Source organism: Rahnella sp. PAMC25617 (assembly GCF_050606005.1).
Classification (GTDB): Bacteria; Pseudomonadota; Gammaproteobacteria; order Enterobacterales; family Enterobacteriaceae; genus Rahnella; species Rahnella variigena.
Genome location: NZ_JBOCUM010000006.1, coordinates 496,955 through 514,650 on the forward strand (window position 1 = coordinate 496,955; position 17,696 = coordinate 514,650).

Here is a 17,696-nt window from a genome sequence, read left to right on the forward strand (position 1 = left end):
AGCTGTCACATCTGAGAAAGGGAGCGGTTTAAACCTTCACTTCCGTGATCTCAGTTTTCTTACGTCCGAACACGAATTTCCCCAGCGTCACCAGCAGGACTGCGCACAGGATCACGCCTAACGCCACCCATTCGACCGGTGACAGGGATTCGCCAGCGAAGGTGATCCCCAGCAGAACCGCCACAATGGGATTCACATAGGCGTAACTGGTGGCGACAGCCGGACGCACGGTTTTCAGTAAGAACATATAGGCGCTGATAGCGATCATAGAGCCAAAAACCACCAGATAACCGAGTGCCAGAAAACCGTGCAGCGATGGCGTCGCGGTCAGATGTTCGCCGGTAACGCGGCTGGCAACCAGCAATACCACACCGGCGATGATCATTTCCGCAGCACCGGCCATCAGGCCTGCTGGCAGCGGCAGGCGCGAACTCCACACCGAACCGAATGCCCAGCTTAATGAGGCGAGCAGGATCAGCGCCGCGCCCCACGGGTTCCCTTCCAGATTACTGCCGGTATTGAGCAGCACAATCCCAAACAGGCCAATGGCGACACCGGTCCATTCCAGACGGCTGTTGGGCATTCCCCACAGGCGGCTGAAACACAGGGTAAACAGCGGAACGGTCGCGACCATCACGGCGGCAATGCCGGACGGCACCTGCATATGTTCCGCCACCGTCACCAGACCATTGCCGACTGAGAGCAGCAAAATGCCCACGGCACCGGCGGCCATCCACTGTTTCAGCGTCGGGACTATATGCCCGCGCAGCAGCAGAAATGTAAATAAAATGCATCCGGCGACAAAGAAACGCAGGCCGGCCATCATCAGCGGCGGCCAGCTTTCCACGCCGACGCGGATAACAAAATACGTAGAACCCCAGATAAAATACAACGCAAACAGTGCAGCAATTAATGGCAGCAGAGAACGGGTGACGGAACCAGTCATAGGAAGAACTTATTAGCGTGATAATGAAGGCCAACAGTTAACGCTATTGGCCTGATTTCCGGCAAGGGAATCTGTGCGATCGCGTCAAAATGTTGCTAAAAAGTTTCTGCATATGACAAAAAATTCGCTGACGGCAACGATAATGTAGTCACAGCATGAATAGTCTGTTGCAGGGGTAACGAAACGATTTATAATTCGTCGTTCAAATTTCTGAGGTATTGCACATGAATTCGCTTGGCAAAAAATTATTTATCGCGCTGTTTGGTCTGATGGCGATGGGCGCAATTGGCGGCGTAATGGTTGCCGGTTATGCGGTGGTGATCCAGGACGACGCTAAACCTGTCAGCGATAACGACGCCCCTTCTGTTGTCCCTGCGCCGTCTTCTGCATCAACGAACTGATTCGTCTGCCGATCGCTGCTGCCAGCGTTGTAACCAAAGGCTCCAGCGTTCAAACAGCATATCCACGCAAATCGCCAGCAGCGCCACAATCACCGCGCCCTGCAACACGTAAGCCGTATTAAAGCCGCTCAGGCCGATAATAATCGGTGATCCGAGGCTTAACGTGCCGACCGATGAGGCAATCGCCGCCGTCCCGATATTGATAATCACCGACGTGCGGATGCCGGAAATAATCACCGGCGCGGCCAGCGGAATTTCCACTTTCCGCAACATCTGCCAGCGGCTCATGCCCACGCCTTGCGCAATCTCACGCGCCGAGGCAGGCACGGATTCAATCCCGGCAATCGTTCCCTGCAAAATCGGCAACAACCCGTAAAGCACCAGCGCGATAATCGCCGGTTTTTCGCTGAATCCCATCACCGGTACCGCAACCGCCAGCACGGCGACCGGCGGAAATGTCTGCCCCATCGCCACCAGCGTTTCCACCAGTGAGCGGAATTCCTTGCCCGCCGGACGCGTCACGCCTACACCGGCCGCCACACCTATCACCACCGCGATCAGACTGGAAATGCCGACCAGTAATAAATGTGCTTCCACCAGTGAGGCGAAACTTTCCTGCTGATATACCGGCCTGCTGAGCTCAGGGAACATCCAGTGGAACAGGCCGCCGAGCGAGGTCATGCCGAAAATCAGCGCCAGCAGTAAAGCGAATAACCAAATCAGAGGATCTGCGAATATCCGTTTCATGCGTCATTCCTCTCAGTCGTCAGATCGGCGAAATGCAGCACGCCGAGCGGCTGGCCCTGTCCATCGACCACCGGCAGTTGCTGAACCCGTTGCGCGACAAATTTTGACAGCGCCTGACTCAGGCTCATCGAATCCGTCAGCGGCGGCTGGCTGCCGGAATACGGTTCGCCGCGCCGCGTCAGTGAACCGACTTCGCGCAGGGACAGCAATCGGATCCCCATATCGCTGCCACCAAAGAAATCGCGCACGAACGGCGTCGCAGGCCGGGTCAGTAATTCCAGCGGTGTGCCCTGCTGCACCACTTGTCCGTCGTTGAGCAGCACGATGCGGTCGGCCAGTGCCAGCGCCTCATCAATATCGTGCGTCACCAGCACAATGGTGCGGTGGGTGATTTTGTGGATGCGCGCCACTTCTTCCTGCAACGTGGCGCGGGTCACCGGATCGAGCGCACCGAAAGGTTCGTCCATCAGCAATACTTCCGGGTCCGAGGCCAGCGCACGCGCCACACCGACGCGTTGCTGTTGCCCGCCGGAAAGCTGATGCGGATAACGATGCCGGAACTGTTTCGGATCCAGATTGAGCAATTCGAGCAACTCCGTCACACGGTCGCGGATTTTCACCTTCGGCCACTTCAGTAACTGCGGCACGGTGGCGATGTTCTCTTCCACCGTCCAGTGCGGGAACAGGCCAATCGACTGAATGGCGTAGCCCATCCGGCGACGCAAATCCTGCGCACGGAATTTTTCTATCGGTTCACCGGCAAATAAAATCTCGCCGCGATCGTGCTCCACCAGCCGGTTGATCATTTTGAGCGTGGTGGATTTTCCCGAACCGGACGTGCCAATCAGAACCGTGAATTCGCCTTTGGCCATTTCCAGCGTGAGATCGCGCACGACCGCTTTTCCGGCAAAGTGTTTGCTAACCTGCTTGAAATGAATCATCTGCGTGTGGTTTCCAGAATTGAGACTGCAAATTTAAAGAGACTGTCGACGACCACCGCCATCAGCACCGCCGGGATCACCCCGAGCAGGACCAGATCCAGCGCGCTGCTGAGCAAGCCCTGGAACATAATAGCGCCCAGCCCGCCTGCACCAATCAACGCGGCGACCATCGCCATGCCGACCGTTTGCACCGCCACGATGCGCACGCCGGTCAGGATAACCGGCAAAGCAATCGGCATCTGCACGCGGAAAAACACCTGAGCGCGGTTCATGCCCATACCGCGGGCGGATTCAATGACCGCTTCCGGCACCGATTCCAGCCCGGCAATCACGCCGCGCACCAGCGGCAACAGCGAATACAGCACCAGCGCGATAATTGCCGGAGCCAGCCCGATGCCGCTGATGCCGTGCTCCGCCAGCCACGGCAGCGCTTTTGCCAGCCCGGCCAGCGGCGCGAGCAGCAGACCAAACAGCGCAATCGACGGCACGGTCTGGATAATATTGAGCACCGACAATACCGGCCCGCGCCAGCGGGGTTTACGGTGACACAGCAACCCGACCGGCAGGCCGATCAATACCGCAGGCACCAGCGTGCCAGACAAAATGCCGAGATGCTGCCACAGCGCGTCGTTAAACACGTCGGAACGGTTGTCGTATTCCTTGAGCAGCGAAAGTTCGGCAAGCTGACCGTACGCCAGCAGCAAAACTACCGGCACGATCATCTGCACACTAAACAAAATGCGCAGGCTGTGATTGCGGGTAAAACGGGAAATAGCGTCGGAGGCGATCAGCAGACAAAGCGCCGCGCCCGCCCAGAAACCGCCGCCCAGCGAGGTGCGCGCGATACTGTCTTCATCGCCACCGGCAAGCTGAACCGCACTGTGACCAGCCAGCCAGACCAGCGCGGTCAGCAGGATTTCAGCCAGTAACATCACCACCAGATGATTGCGGCCATAGAGATTCAGAAAGGCGCAGATCAGCAGCAAGACGGCAGGCAACAGCAGTAAGGCAGAATAGCCATTCAGCAGGCTCGCCAGCGAAATACCTTTGCCGGAGACCAGCCGGTTAGGCGCATGACTGACGAAGGCCAGTCCGAAACCGGCCAGCAACAGCAGCAAAACCAGCGTCAGCAGGACGCGGTTTTTAACGGGTGAGTGATAAGTCAAAACATTACCTGATATCAAAGAGCACGACCCGAAGGCCGTGCTCCGGGCGTCACTGCCCGGTTATTTTTTAACGAAACCTTTTTCCTGCAAATACTTCGCCGCCACTTTTTTCGCATCCTGACCATCCACCGCGATTTTCGCGTTCAGGCCCTGCAATGTTTTGGTATCGAGCGAAGCAAACACCGGTTTGAGCAAATCAGGAATGTTCGGATGCGCTTTCAGCGCGGCCTCGCGGATGATTGGCGCAGGTGCGTAAATTGGCTGCACGCCTTTCGGGTCTTCCAGCGTTTGCAGGCCAAGCGCCGCCACCGGTCCGTCGGTGCCGTAGGCCATTGCCGCGTTCACACCGGAGGTTTTTTCCGCTGCCGCTTTGATGGTTACCGCCGTATCACCGCCCGCCAGCGAAAGTAACTGCGCCTGATTCAGTTTGAAACCGTAAGCATTTTCAAACGCCGGTAAGGCATCCGGACGCTCGATAAACTCTGCTGAGGCCGCCAGTTTGAACTCGCCGCCGCTGCTGATGTATTTGCCCAAATCACCCAGCGATTTCAGGTTGTGCGCACTCGCCACGTCCTGACGCACCGCGATAGTCCAGGTATTGTTAGCCGGAGACGGATCCAGCCAGACGATTTTGTTCTGGTCGTAATCCAGCTTTTTAACTTTATCGAAACCGGCCTGAGCATTTTTCCACGCCGGATCTTTATCGTCGGAGAAGAAGAACGCGCCGTTACCGGTGTATTCCGGATAGATATCGATTTCACCGGCGGTGATCGCGCCGCGCACTACTTTCGTCGTCCCCAGCTGCAATTTATTGGTGGTATGAATACCGTTGGCTTCCAGCACCTGAATAATAATGTTACCGAGCAGCGAACCTTCGGTATCAATTTTCGAGCCGACACGTACGGCATCATCAGCGGCCTGTGCGCTGAAACTTATCGCAGAAACCAGCGCCAGCGCTGCCACGGAAAATCCCCGTACTCGCCCAGTTGTTGCAGTCATACTCTATCCTCTTATCGGGTTATGTTGGTTTTGTCGCCCGGCGACGGCTCAGTCTTTGAGCTTTCATCTGTATAAACAAGCTGCTAACAAGAATAGTCCAATTTCGCGCAGGGGAATGGAGGGTGTGCCATAAAAACAGGCGGCGGTAGCGGAGTAAAATACCGAAATGTTCGAAGCTTATCCGTGAAATCGCTCAAACAAGATTGTCTGTTCCCCCGAAAAAAAATGCTCACCTCTTCCTCTTAGATCACTTTGTTTTAACTTATAGCCATTTGTTTTCACTCAACGTCTAATCAGGACTTGTGACGGGCATCACCTCGCCTCTATGCTGGTTTTTTTGTCAAAAAGCGTAAACACAATAATGTCTGATTCAATTGCGGCCTCTCCCGCCGCCTCTTCAGGGGATTACAGCGCAGATCCTGCGTCTGACCAGCCGGTGGTGATTCGTTCCGCTGCCGATATTACTCAGTTAGTAAACCGCGGCGCGGCGAAAATCAGCGACGCGCGTATCGTGATTGCTATTGCGCTGGGCGGCGTTTTCCTCGACGCCTATGACCTCGGCGCGCTGGCCTTCGGGATGAAAGACATCACCCACCAGTTTGGTCTGACGCCTTCCGGCGCGGGCTTTGTCGCATCGGCGATTACCTTCGGGGCGATTGTCGGCGCATTGTTCGGTGGCTATCTGACCGACAAAATCGGCCGTTACCGCGTGTTCATGGCTGACATGTTCTTCTTCGTGATTGCCGCGCTGGCCTGTGCCTTTGCGCCAAACGAATGGGTGCTCGGTGGCTCGCGCTTTGTGATGGGATTAGGCGTCGGCATCGATTTACCGGTGGCGATGGCGTTTCTGGCGGAGTTCTCAAAACTTCAGGGACGCGGCAATAAAGCCTCGCGCGTGGCGATGTGGTGCCCGACATGGTACGCGGCGATCAGCGTTTCCTATCTGCTGGTGCTGCTGCTTTATGCGGTGCTGCCAGCCACGCATACCGACTGGTTGTGGCGTCTGATCCTCGGTTTCGGCGCAGTGCCTGCAATTCTGATTATTGCTATCCGCCACCGTTACATGAATGAATCTCCGGTCTGGGCGGCGAATCAGGGCGACCTGCAAAGCGCGGCGGCGATCCTGAGAAAATCCTATAACATCAATGCGGTCGTTGCGGACGATGCGGACAAAACCCCGCAGGTGAAAGTACGCAAAGCCGCATGGCGCAACTACGGCACGCTGTTGCAGGGGATTTATCTGCGCCGCACCGTGCTGGCGACGGTCACCGCCGTTGCCTCATCATTTGCCTATAACGCCGTGGCGTTCGGTCTGCCGGTGATTTTATCCAGCTTCCTGCAACAGTCGATGATCAGCACTATTCTGTTCTCACTCGGCCTGAACCTGTGTTTCGCCTTCGTCGGCGGCCTGATTGCGGTACGGTATGTGTCGAAATTTGGCGCATGGAAAATGACTTACGCCGGATACGCCTGCCAGCTGGTGGCAATGATCGGCCTGGCCGTCGTTGGCCGTCCGGCAGACGGCGGTGAAGCGGCGATTTCCATCGCCATGCTGGCGTTATTCCTGTTCGGTCAGGGCTTCGGGCCTGGTTCACACACCATGACGTTTGCTTCACTGAGCTACCCGACGTCGCTGCGCGGCATGGGTGTCGGTTTCAACCAGACGCTGATGCGCGCCAGTTCCACCCTTTCCCTGTTCCTGTTCCCGGTACTTTCCGCTGCGCTCGGCACCGGCGTGTTCTGGGTGATCGCGTTAGCGCCACTGGCGGGACTGATCGTGCTGACAGCGGTGCGGTGGGAACCGTCGGGATATGATGTTGATGCTGAGGATTTTCAGCAGGAAATTAAACCGGGGGCAGCGGTTTAATCGCTGCTAACGTCAAAGCCTTGGGTTGCCACCCAAACTGGCCTTAAGGTCAAGACCGTGGGCGTCGGCCCACACCGACTTGGGGGGCGGCCTATCGCCGCCACCCCCCAAGACCCCCCGGGCTCTTTCACTGCGCGCTGTCGCAGGTATGACGGACATATTTCCCGGCAATAGTGAGTGGCGTAAAATGTCATCGCTTCGCGATTCCCTCATTTCAGGTGTCGAGCCTTGGGTCTCGAACCATTCATTCGGTGCCATTTTGAGCACGCCAATCAATTTTTCTAAAAGATAAACCCATTCGATTTTTGAATTTAAGACCGTGTTTTGAATTTAAGACCGTGTTTTGAATTTAAGATCGTGCGGGCGATTCAGAAAGCTTGCTGAGTGAGAGGTTGCAGACCTAAGGCTGCAATCCCGAAATGAAGGTACCGCGCAGCGGCAAGATTTCCAGCCTGTCACTGCTATACCTGAAACATAGCCAGCGAGCGGTAGCGCGCAGTGAAAGAGCCGGAGATTCCTAAGAGGCGCGGCGATAGGCGCCTCTTAGGGCCAGTTTGGGTGGCAACCCAAGGTGTTGACCTTAAAGCCAGTTTGGGTGGCAACCCAAGGTGTTGACCTTAAAGCCAGTTTGGGTGGCAACCCAAGGTTTTGTGGGTGTGGGCGGCGAGCCCACGGTCTTGATCTTAAAGCCAAGTTTGAGCGGCAACCTCAAAGCATCAAATCACCGCGCTTCTCGGCGCAAACACAAACCCGATATCGTTCTCGATCATCGCGGCCACCAGTTCAAATCCACCGTTTGGCTTAGCCTGGGCGAACTCCAGTTCGCTGGTAAACACCGGGCTGACCCAAAACTGATTCACCGGATCGCCGTAAATCTTCGGCAAACGCATTTTGTCGGCAGGGCCGCAGAGTGCGGAGGAAATCACGTGGCCTTCGAAACCGAGCGGTGCCATGGGTGACATCAGCGTGTGACCTTCGCCGAGCCAGCTCAGTGTGGTCCAGGGAACCTGCGCGTAGCCGGATAATGCACTCGCCATCTGCACGGCGTTTTCTTCGGTGACGTATTCTTTGCCAACTGAAAAAGCCAGCTCGATGCGGCGGTGCTTTTCCGCTTCATCGTTGAAAACAATGTCGATTTGCGGCATCGGGCGGATGCTCATGCCGACGGTGAAGAAGTAATAGTTTTCTTCATCTTCATGCTGGGAAATCGCCATCGGCGGCCAGTTGCCCTGATTGATTAGATAATATTTCAGCGACGGGCCAAAGCGGTCTTCGTAGGATTCCAGCAGTTTACGCTGGATTTTTGGCCACGGATTAGTGAACTCATTTTGCCAGTCACGCCAGAAAAGACGGGTCTTTTCCGCCAGTTCACATTGTGTGTTGGTCGAGGCAGAACCCAGCGGGAAAGTCAGCGGATTCTGTTTAATGCAGCCGGCGGAATAACACACCGAATGATCGATATACAAACTCCAGCCGGGGATCACCGCCAGCAACAATCCCTGATACCACAACGCCGCGCCGTCATCGCTTTCATTCCACAGGATCTGAATTTGTGCCGGATCCAGCGGCGCTTCGCCTTCCAGATTCCGGCAATATTGCGCCGCCAGCATCGGGGCCATCCCCTGCTCCATCGCTTCCGTGTCATCGTTTACCGGCGCGGGCACCAGATTGCGTACCCAGCAGGCACGCATTTTCGGAAAACGGTCGCGCAAATCTTCACGCGCAAAAATGTAGAAATACACCACGCGGTTATCCTGCTCGACCAGCGCGGTCAGGGTTTGTTTGTCGTTACTGACTTCAGCAACTATGTCGGACTGGCGCATATGACCTCAACATTATCAGGAAGCTTATTATTCCCTGTGATGGTCAGTGTAGAACGGATAAGCCAGCCCGATAACGGGCAATATTCCCAAAAATCCCCGATAAATCATTAAAACAGGCGCTTTTTTGTCAAAATATCGGCATCAGCGGCAATACATGCGGAACAGTTGTGCCAGATGCGCGGCCATTGGCGTCAGCGTGGTATCACGCCGCTGAATGAGATAGAACGTTGCTTTCGGCAGCGGCAGATCCAAATCTAGCGCCACCAGACTCTGGCCGATCACCGGATCGTTAATCACATCAACGGACAGTACGCTGAGAAAGTCTGTTTTCGCAATCAGGCTGGTGCACGACATAAAGGTTTCGCAAATCACGCTGATATTCGGCTCCGCATCCATTTCACTGAATACTTCGCTGAGCAATTTGTAATAGCTGCCGCGCGGCGTCGGCATGGTCCAGTCGCAATGCCGCAACTCCTGCATCGACCGGGCGTTTTGCATCGGATGACCGCGTCTTGCCACCACGCGGTACTCTTTATCCATAAGCTTTTCATATAACAGTTCGTTATCAAAGGGGCCCTGATAATAGGTATTCACCGTGAAATCCAGCTCGCCCTGACGCAGTTCGGGGATCATCGATACCAGTTGTCCTTCAGCGATCCGCACCTTCACATGGGGGAATTCGCGGTGAAAACGGTCCACGACTTCCGGCATGATAGTACGCGCGATACTGGCACCCACACCGAGATTCACCCTGCCGCTGGTCCCGCCGAGGCGCTGAGAAATATCTTCCTGTGCGACACGTAGCTCTTCCAGAATCAGGCTTGCGCGCTTAAAAAACGCCTCACCACAGTCAGTTAGCGTCACGCCCTGACGACGGCGGATAAACAGCCGCGCGCCTAATCCTTCCTCAAGTTCTTTAATCGATTTGGTCAGCGCAGGCTGTGACAAATTCATCGTCCGGCTGGCGGCACGAATACTGCCCTGACGCGCAACCGACACAAACGCCCGTAACTGATGCATTTTAATTTGTGATGGCATGAGATTCTTTGATAACCCCTGATTATCACTAAGAAGATTTTGGCATCTTATATGCCCTGATTGCTTTATGTACATTGAAAATCATCTAAGGCCGCCTTTCGTCGCTTTCTGCACGCTGGCCTGCACTTCCCAAAGCTTTGATTTCCTCCTTTCTGCCGCTGCGCGGAAAGCCTGCATGTCTGTACAAAAAGAGAGTCCGTGATGGTTAATGAGATTTCTGAACGTGTAGAAAAGCTGTTCCCTTCCCTGCAAACGCAACGTCGTGACCTGCATAAATACGCAGAATCCGGCTGGCTTGAATTTCGCACCTCCACGCTGGTGGCGGAACGTCTGGAAAAGCTCGGCTATACATTGAAACTCGGTAAAGAAGTGATAGACGCTGATTCGCGTATGGGTTTGCCTTCTGACGCCGTGCTGGCTCAACAGGAGCAACGTGCGCTGGAACAGGGCGCGATTGCCCGCTGGATGCCGCATTTCTCCGGCGGTTTTACCGGTATTGTCGCCACGCTGGAAACCGGCCGCCCCGGTCCGGTGATGGGGTTTCGGGTGGATATGGACGCGCTGGATTTAAACGAAGTGCTGGAAGACCAGCACCGTCCGTTCCGCGAAGGATTTGCTTCTGCCAATAACGGCATGATGCACGCCTGCGGGCACGACGGTCATACGACCATTGGTCTCGGACTGGCGGAAGTGCTGATGCAGGTTCGCGACCAGCTGTGCGGCACCCTCAAACTGATTTTCCAGCCTGCCGAAGAAGGTACACGTGGCGCGAAATCGATGGTCGAGGCGGGCGTGGTGGACGATGTGGATTATTTCACCGCCGTGCATATCGGCACCGGCGTACCCGCGAATCACATCGTCTGCGGTAACGATACGTTTATGGCCACCACCAAACTCGACGTGCGTTTCACCGGCGTCGCTTCTCATGCGGGCGGCAAGCCGGAAGACGGTCGCAACGCCCTCCTCGCAGCGGCTCAGGCTACGCTCGGCTTACACGCGATCCCGCGTCACAGCGGCGGTGATTCACGCATCAATGTCGGCGTTTTACAGGCCGGTACCGGGCGCAATGTGGTGCCTTCCAGCGCCACGATGAAAGTGGAAACGCGTGGCACCACCAATGAAGTGAACGAATTTATTTACCAGCAGGCGCTGAAAGTGATTTCCGGCGCAGCCGAAATGCATCAGGTGAAATTCGACATCACCCTGATGGGCGCGGCGCAAAGCAGCACGCCAACGCCAGCCTGGGTGAATTACATCCACCGGCAGGCGGAAAAACTCGGCGAATTCGAACAGATCATAGACCGTCAGGAAGGCGCGGCCGGTTCGGAAGATGCCACGTACATGATGGAACGCGTGAAATCCCGCGGCGGCGAAGCCTCTTATGTGATTTTCGGTACCGACCTTAGCGCAGGCCATCACAATGAACTGTTTGATTTCGATGAAAAAGTGATGATGCAGGGCATCAAAACGCTGGCAGCACTGGCGCTGAATATCACTGAATTCAAAGGAGATAACTGATGGCTGATCAACAAAATATTGTCAATTTTATCAATGACTTTATCGATAATCAGCAGCCCGCGCTGGCAGAAATCAGTGATGCCATCTGGGACCATCCTGAAACCCGCTTTGTCGAATCCTTCTCTTCTGCATTACTGGCCGACAAACTCGACGCCAGCGGATTTACCGTTGAGCACGGCGTCGGTGGTATGGAAACGGCATTTATCGCCAGCTTCGGCAGCGGCAAACCGGTGATCGCCCTGCTCGGCGAATTCGATGCGCTGGCCGGTTTAAGCCAGAAAGCCGGTTGCGATGTGGCTCAGCCATTGATTGAAAACGGCAACGGCCACGGTTGCGGCCATAATCTGCTGGGGACGGCGGCACTCGGCGGGGCGCTGGCAGTGAAAGCCTGGATGGAACGTGAAAACATTCAGGGCACGGTGCGTTTTTACGGCTGTCCGGGCGAAGAAGGCGGATCCGGCAAAACCTTTATGGCGCGCGAAGGGTTGTTCGATGACGTCGATGCCGCGCTGACCTGGCATCCGGAAACCTACAGCGGCATGTTCAGCAACCAGACGCTGGCCAATATTCAGGCGTCGTTCAGCTTTAAAGGCGTGTCCTCACACGCCGCCGCCGCGCCACATCTGGGCCGCAGCGCGCTGGATGCCCTGACGCTGATGAATACCGGCGCGAACTTCCTCCGTGAGCACATCATTCAGGAAGCGCGCCTGCATTACGCGATCACCAACGCGGGCGGAATTTCGCCAAACGTGGTGCAGGCCGACGCCGAAGTGCTGTATCTGGTACGCGCGCCGCAAATGGATCAGGCGCAGGCGATTTTCGACCGCGTAGTGGATATTGCCAAAGGTGCGGCGCTGATGACCGGCACAAAAATGTCGATGCGCTTTGATAAAGCCTGTTCCAACTACGTGCCTAACCGCACGCTGGAAAGCGCCATGTATCAGTACGTTCAGGCTTTCGGCACACCGCATTACACCGACGAAGAGCGGGCGTTTGCGGCGTCGATTCATGCCACGCTGACGGAACAGGATATTGATAATAATCTGCTGAATATCTCCCGCACCAGCGGCGCAGAAGGCATCGAATTCGCCGAAACCCTGCGCCATTCCCCGCTGACAGACTCTGTTGCTCCGTATGCCCCGAACGGCAATATCCTCTACGGTTCAACGGACGTCGGTGATGTCAGCTGGCTGGTGCCCACGGCGCAATGCTTCAGCCCGTGTTTTGCGGTCGGATCCCCGCTGCATACCTGGCAGATTGTGTCGCAGGGGCGTACCTCCATCGCCCATAAAGGCATGTCTCTGGCGGCAAAAGTCATGTCCTCAACCGCAATTGAACTGTTCACTCAGCCGGATTTACTGGCGGCCTGTCAGAAAGAGCGCGATGTACAACGCGCACGACGCCCGTATCAGTGCCCGATCCTGGCTGGAGTGAAACCTTCGCCATTGAAATAAATCACTGGTGTCAGTTAATGAAATAAACCGCTCATTCGCGCCCCGTTCCGGCACGGATGAGCGGCATAAATATAAAAAAGACAAACACGACAGAGGGTTAACAGATGAGTATTCAGGCGCAAGACTCCGGACAGAGCCCTGGAGGATTTCTCCAGTGGGTGGAACGTATCGGTAATAAAATTCCCAACCCGTTTTTATTATTTGTTTATCTGATTGCTTTGCTGATGGTCGCCAGTGCGGTGATTTCATGGTTCAACATTACAGCCGTGAACCCGACGAACGGTGAGATTATCCGCGTTAAAAATTTGCTGAGCGTGGAAGGTATTCAGTGGATTTTGCCGAACGTCATCAAAAATTTTAGCGGATTTACCCCGCTGGGGTCGATTCTGGCGCTGGTGATTGGTGCAGGACTGGCGGAACGAGTCGGGCTGCTGCAAAGCCTGATGTACAAAATGGCCTCTAAAGTGAATGCCCGGTACGCCAGTTATATGGTGATTTTTATCGCCTTCTTCAGCCATATTTCCTCGGACGCCGCACTGGTGGTCATGCCGCCGTTGGGCGCACTGATTTTTCTCGCCGTCGGGCGTCATCCGGTCGCCGGTTTGCTGGCGGCGATTGCCGGTGTTGGCTGCGGATTCACCGCCAATCTGCTGATTGTGACTACCGATGTGTTGTTATCCGGGCTGAGCACAGAAGCGGCGAAAGCCATTAATCCGGCGGTTCAGGTCAGCGTGATCGACAACTGGTACTTTATGGCCGCGTCGGTAATTCTGCTGACCATTGTCGGCGCTATCCTCACCGATAAATTCGTGGAACCGCGCCTGCCGGTGTATCAGGGCGCACGCAATGAAGAGATGAAAAAGCTGACACCGGAGCAGAACCGCGGGCTGATGGCCAGTGGTATTGCGGCACTGGTGTTCATCGGACTGGTGGCATTGCTGGTAGTGCCGGAAGCCGCACCGCTGCGTAACCCGAAAACCGGCGGCATTATTCCCTCGCCGTTTATTCAGGGCATCGTGCCGCTGATTATTTTGTTCTTCTTCGTTATTTCAGTGCCTTACGGCATGGTGACGAAGCAAATCCGCAGTGCCAGCGACGTACCGGACTTGCTGGTTGACCCGATGAAATCGATGGCCGGTTTTATTGTGATGGTATTCCCGCTCTCCCAGTTTGTGGCGTTTTTCAACTGGAGCAACATGGGGAAATTCATGGCAATCGGGCTGACGGATGTGCTGGAAAACTTAGGTATGACCGGTATTCCGGCGTTCCTCGGGCTGATTTTTCTGTCGGCATTGCTGTGTATGTTTATCGCCAGCGGCTCAGCCATCTGGTCGATTCTGGCTCCGATCTTTGTGCCGATGTTTATGCTGCTTGGCTTCCATCCGGCCTTTGCACAGATTGTATTCCGTGTGGCGGATTCTTCGGTTATCCCGCTCGCGCCGATGTCGCCGTTCGTGCCGCTGTTCCTCGGATTCCTTCAGCGGTACAACAAAGAGGCGAAGCTTGGCACCTACTATTCGCTGGTGCTGCCGTATCCGATTGTATTTTTTGTGGTGTGGTTGCTGATGCTGGTGGGCTGGTATCTGCTCGGTTTGCCGATTGGTCCGGGCGTTTATCCGCATCTTTAACCGTCAGTTCAGACGTCCCATCCGGCGCATGGCGCGGTGCCATGAGCCGTTTCTCACCGCCCAGCGCAATACGCCAGCGATGCGACGGGTGGCAAAACGAATGCTTCTGCGTTTAGACGGGGAAAGGGAAATCCCCAGTTGTGTGGCGGCCCACTCGGGTAAAAGCTCGATACCCGCCTGAATCATCAGGCTGCCGACAGGTTTTGCAAGACGGCTTGGCGCGGGCGCATTCTGCAATAATCTCACCACTTCCAGCGTACGCTCATCGCAGCGTAACTGCGGGCGCATCGCCTGCAAATACTCGTCTACCGCCGCCACACTGTCCGGCACGTTTACAGCACCCAGACTTTCTGCCACGCGGGCAAATTCCTGATAATAGCGGTTCTGATCGCTCAGACTGAGCGCAGGATTGCGATAACGCAGATGCGATTGCAGGAAGCTGTACGCCTCGGCTACGTGCACCCAGACCAATAAATCCGGATCGCTGGCAGCATAAGGCGTGCCGTAAGCATCGGTTCCGGTGACGCGTAAATGGATGGATTTTACCTTTTCGATCAACGCATTGGCGTCTCGAACCGGCGCAAAGGTAGTAGCGGAAATAAACTGACTGGTACGCCGCAGACGGCCAAGCATGTCTTCACGAAATGAGGAATGATCCCAGACACCGGCGAGCGCCAGCGGATGAAGCATTTGCAGCAGCAAGGCACTGACGCCACCACAAAGCATCGAGGAGAAGTCTCCGTGAATTCGCCAGGTGATGCTTTCCGGGCCAAAAAGCCCCGGATCACCTGCCGGTTTCTCGAAGTCTATACCGCCCAACGCCAGGCCCGAAATACTCAGCACCTGGCGTTCTATTCTCTTTCTTAACAATTGTCTAAAACTCAGCGTTTAGTGTGCGGCTTTACTGGCAACCGTGGCTTTCGTCAGCTCCGGCCACAGATTCATGACCACGTCGATCAGGCGGTTAAGTTCAGCGGAACTTGCGCCGTCACGTGCCTGAACGGAGAAGCCCTGAATGGTGCAGGCGAGGTATTTCGCCAGCAGCGCGCTGTCCGTTACCGCCGTCAGATCACCGCTCTCTTTCTTCTTCTCGAAGTATTCAAACAAAGTGCGTTCCTGCGAGAGGTGACGCGCACGCAGCATTTCGGCAATGTCCGCAGAAGATGAAGACATCCCGGATGATGCGCTGATCATGAAACAGCCGCTTGGCGTGTCGCAGTCGGTAAACAGCTCAACGATGGCGCGCAGGTAGCGCCCGACCGTATCTTCGACGGACAAATCTGTTCTGCTCAATAAACATGAGCTCTTTTCGTAAAAGTTTTTCAGATAGTGTTCAACGGCTGCGCGAAAGAGCCCTTCTTTGTTTCCGAATTCGGCATACAAAGTCGGCGCCTTCGCACCGGTTGCTTCGACCAAATCAGCTAATGAAGTGGCCTCGTAACCATGGCGCCAGAATAAATTCAGGGCCTTGCTCAGAGCAGTTCCACGGTCGAACTGTTTTGGGCGACCGCGACTTTTCCGGACCAAAGCCGTCTGTTCAGTGCTCATACACCCTCCTTCCATCACCATTGTGATTATGGTTATTAAAATAGTTATAGAAATAACTTAACGATCATTATTAAAAATAGTTGCACACAAGTCCAGCGGAGTTTATTATTTAATTATCGAGCGATAAGAAAATCACTCAAACCCGCAAAGTTGCACAGCTATAAACGCTTTAACAAGCAACAAACCCAGGACGTAACATCATGAGTAACTTCAAAATCCTTCTTGCAGTTCTGGCATTAACCGCTGTACCGGTTGCCAATGTTGCCGCACAGCAGGTTATCATGATGCCAGCACTGAGTCAGGAAGTGAGAATGGTCAATGTGACCGGTGACAGTAACTTCTGTAACCCGGCTACCTGCGCGAACAAAAAAGTCGCACAGGGTCGAATTTCCACTTCTCCGACTCAGCCACCTGCACCTTCGGCCTCTGGTCATCAGCCCGCTTCTGTTTACTACTAGCTTTTTAACTACAAGCTTTTGTTTACACCCAAGCGTGGCGCCTGATGAAAGAGAGTCAGGGCAGGAATAACGGTAAGGCGGCTCAGGTCGCCTTATCTTTTTCGTAACCGACCCCTGTTTTATCACCCTCTCTGGTCAGAGCCAACCATTAACTTAGCGATCATTAAAGATTCATTTAGCGAAATTATGGATATGGCTGTCTCATTCCTTTCCGGCGATCTAGTTTAAAAACATAAATTTAACAAAACAAAAACAACAGCCTTTCCGAGCGTGATCTGAGTCACAGCACAATTAGTTAACGCTCATTAAAAAAACATCTTGCACAAATCCGCTACACCCCTTACCATTTACTTATCGAACGTTAACTAATAGATAACGTTGACCTGAAACTGACGCGCCCTATTCCTTATTAATGATTAGGGCACTGCCGAAAAAATTAACGAACAGGAATCACCATCATGAAAACTATCACAATGACCCTCGCCGCTCTGACACTGGCTACCGCTTCTTTCTCCACACTTGCAGCGACTGAAGTTCAGTCTGCACCAGCGGGTGAACAAACTATCGGCACTGTCAGTGCCTCTTCAAACGGTGACCTGAGTACGCTGCAGTCAAAACTGAATGCGAAAGCCACTGAAGCTGGTGCAAGCTCTTACCGCATCATCGGTGCTTCCGGTGAAAACCACATGTACGGTACTGCTGAGCTGTACAAATAAGAGATGAAGATGCTAAGCAGATTGTTCCGCACAATTAGTTAACGATTAATAAATAAATGAGTTGCACAGAATGTGATCCAGGTCTAAGATTTAATTATCGAACGTTAATTAACAACGTCTGACCGAATCATCACCTGCTGATAAACAGATTAAAAGGAAGACCATCATGAAAAATATCACAATGACATTAGCTGCAATCGCCCTTGCTACCGCTTCTTTCACCACCCTGGCAGCGACTGAAGTTCAGTCTGCACCGGCGGGTCAACAATCAATCGGTGTAGTAAGTGCTTCTTCAAGCAATGATTTATCCAGCCTGCAGAACAAACTGAATGCAAAAGCTAACGAAGCTGGCGCAAGTTCATACCGCATCATCGGTGCTTCTGGTGACAATCATCTGCACGGCACTGCTGAGCTGTACAAATAAGTAAGAAGCTTTGCGTTAAGGG

The 17,696-nt window shown here is 54.4% G+C and carries 17 protein-coding genes; 8 read left to right on the forward strand and 9 right to left on the reverse strand.

Annotated elements, in window-relative coordinates:
• Nucleotides 1-28 precede the first annotated feature (28 nt).
• Nucleotides 29-946, reverse strand: a complete 918-nt coding sequence (gene yedA, locus ACM615_RS08335) for a drug/metabolite exporter YedA (protein ID WP_431011759.1) — start codon at nucleotides 944-946, stop codon at nucleotides 29-31.
• Between the two features lie 224 nt (nucleotides 947-1,170).
• On the opposite strand from yedA, the gene ACM615_RS08340 reads away from it, so the two are divergent.
• A complete protein-coding gene (locus ACM615_RS08340; protein WP_165353138.1) occupies nucleotides 1,171-1,347 on the forward strand; it encodes a hypothetical protein in 177 nt (58 codons plus the stop codon).
• Here ACM615_RS08340 and ACM615_RS08345 read toward each other — a convergent pair.
• From ACM615_RS08345 to osmF, 4 genes are read right to left on the reverse strand one after another with little or no spacing between them, the layout of a single operon-like run.
• Complete coding sequence (locus ACM615_RS08345; protein ID WP_120160514.1) at nucleotides 1,336-2,094, reverse strand: ABC transporter permease; 759 nt, start codon at nucleotides 2,092-2,094, stop codon at nucleotides 1,336-1,338. The genes ACM615_RS08340 and ACM615_RS08345 overlap by 12 nt on opposite strands.
• Nucleotides 2,091-3,035: an ABC transporter ATP-binding protein gene (locus ACM615_RS08350; RefSeq protein WP_113877863.1), complete on the reverse strand. Its 945-nt coding sequence runs from the start codon at nucleotides 3,033-3,035 to the stop codon at nucleotides 2,091-2,093. Before ACM615_RS08350 ends, ACM615_RS08345 begins: the two co-directional genes overlap by 4 nt.
• Nucleotides 3,032-4,201 (reverse strand): ABC transporter permease, encoded by a 1,170-nt coding sequence (locus ACM615_RS08355; protein WP_431011760.1) that lies wholly within the window; start codon nucleotides 4,199-4,201, stop codon nucleotides 3,032-3,034. The genes ACM615_RS08350 and ACM615_RS08355 overlap by 4 nt, the downstream gene beginning before the upstream one ends.
• Nucleotides 4,202-4,261: 60 nt before the next feature.
• The gene (osmF, locus tag ACM615_RS08360; protein WP_112287456.1) at nucleotides 4,262-5,200 is read right to left on the reverse strand and encodes a glycine betaine ABC transporter substrate-binding protein OsmF; all 939 of its coding nucleotides are present in this window, start codon (nucleotides 5,198-5,200) and stop codon (nucleotides 4,262-4,264) included.
• A 361-nt stretch (nucleotides 5,201-5,561) separates the two neighbouring features.
• Between osmF and ACM615_RS08365 the strand changes: the two genes are divergently transcribed.
• Nucleotides 5,562-7,067, forward strand: a complete 1,506-nt coding sequence (locus tag ACM615_RS08365) for an MFS transporter (protein WP_431011761.1) — start codon at nucleotides 5,562-5,564, stop codon at nucleotides 7,065-7,067.
• A 716-nt stretch (nucleotides 7,068-7,783) separates the two neighbouring features.
• On the opposite strand, the gene ACM615_RS08370 is transcribed toward ACM615_RS08365, so the two are convergent.
• Together ACM615_RS08370 and ACM615_RS08375 are read right to left on the reverse strand one after the other, a co-directional pair.
• The gene (locus ACM615_RS08370) at nucleotides 7,784-8,890 is read right to left on the reverse strand and encodes a suppressor of fused domain protein (protein ID WP_279919167.1); all 1,107 of its coding nucleotides are present in this window, start codon (nucleotides 8,888-8,890) and stop codon (nucleotides 7,784-7,786) included.
• Nucleotides 8,891-9,031: 141 nt separating this feature from the next.
• Nucleotides 9,032-9,928, reverse strand: a complete 897-nt coding sequence (locus tag ACM615_RS08375; RefSeq protein ID WP_129638428.1) for a LysR family transcriptional regulator — start codon at nucleotides 9,926-9,928, stop codon at nucleotides 9,032-9,034.
• A 201-nt stretch (nucleotides 9,929-10,129) separates the two neighbouring features.
• Between ACM615_RS08375 and ACM615_RS08380 the strand changes: the two genes are divergently transcribed.
• From ACM615_RS08380 to abgT, 3 genes are all read left to right on the forward strand, one after another.
• The gene (locus tag ACM615_RS08380; RefSeq protein ID WP_112290831.1) at nucleotides 10,130-11,446 is read left to right on the forward strand and encodes a M20 family metallo-hydrolase; all 1,317 of its coding nucleotides are present in this window, start codon (nucleotides 10,130-10,132) and stop codon (nucleotides 11,444-11,446) included.
• A complete protein-coding gene (locus ACM615_RS08385; RefSeq protein WP_431011762.1) occupies nucleotides 11,446-12,900 on the forward strand; it encodes a M20 family metallopeptidase in 1,455 nt (484 codons plus the stop codon). Before ACM615_RS08380 ends, ACM615_RS08385 begins: the two co-directional genes overlap by 1 nt.
• Nucleotides 12,901-13,004: 104 nt before the next feature.
• A complete protein-coding gene (gene abgT, locus ACM615_RS08390) occupies nucleotides 13,005-14,528 on the forward strand; it encodes a p-aminobenzoyl-glutamate transporter (RefSeq protein WP_113877869.1) in 1,524 nt (507 codons plus the stop codon).
• Between the two features lie 3 nt (nucleotides 14,529-14,531).
• Here abgT and ACM615_RS08395 read toward each other — a convergent pair whose 3' ends face one another.
• Nucleotides 14,532-15,371, reverse strand: coding sequence for an oxygenase MpaB family protein (locus tag ACM615_RS08395; RefSeq protein WP_420849390.1), 840 nt, complete (start codon nucleotides 15,369-15,371; stop codon nucleotides 14,532-14,534).
• 45 nt (nucleotides 15,372-15,416) lie between these two features.
• A complete protein-coding gene (locus tag ACM615_RS08400; RefSeq protein WP_113877871.1) occupies nucleotides 15,417-16,076 on the reverse strand; it encodes a TetR/AcrR family transcriptional regulator in 660 nt (219 codons plus the stop codon).
• A gap of 200 nt (nucleotides 16,077-16,276) precedes the next feature.
• On the opposite strand from ACM615_RS08400, the gene ACM615_RS08405 reads away from it, so the two are divergent.
• The 3 genes from ACM615_RS08405 (at nucleotide 16,277) to bhsA (ACM615_RS08415) (ending at nucleotide 17,674) form a co-directional block, all read left to right on the forward strand.
• Nucleotides 16,277-16,534, forward strand: a complete 258-nt coding sequence (locus tag ACM615_RS08405; protein WP_113877872.1) for a hypothetical protein — start codon at nucleotides 16,277-16,279, stop codon at nucleotides 16,532-16,534.
• 458 nt (nucleotides 16,535-16,992) lie between these two features.
• Nucleotides 16,993-17,250: a multiple stress resistance protein BhsA gene (bhsA, locus tag ACM615_RS08410; protein WP_112291372.1), complete on the forward strand. Its 258-nt coding sequence runs from the start codon at nucleotides 16,993-16,995 to the stop codon at nucleotides 17,248-17,250.
• Between the two features lie 166 nt (nucleotides 17,251-17,416).
• Nucleotides 17,417-17,674, forward strand: coding sequence for a multiple stress resistance protein BhsA (bhsA, locus tag ACM615_RS08415; protein WP_112291370.1), 258 nt, complete (start codon nucleotides 17,417-17,419; stop codon nucleotides 17,672-17,674).
• Nucleotides 17,675-17,696: the final 22 nt, after the last annotated feature.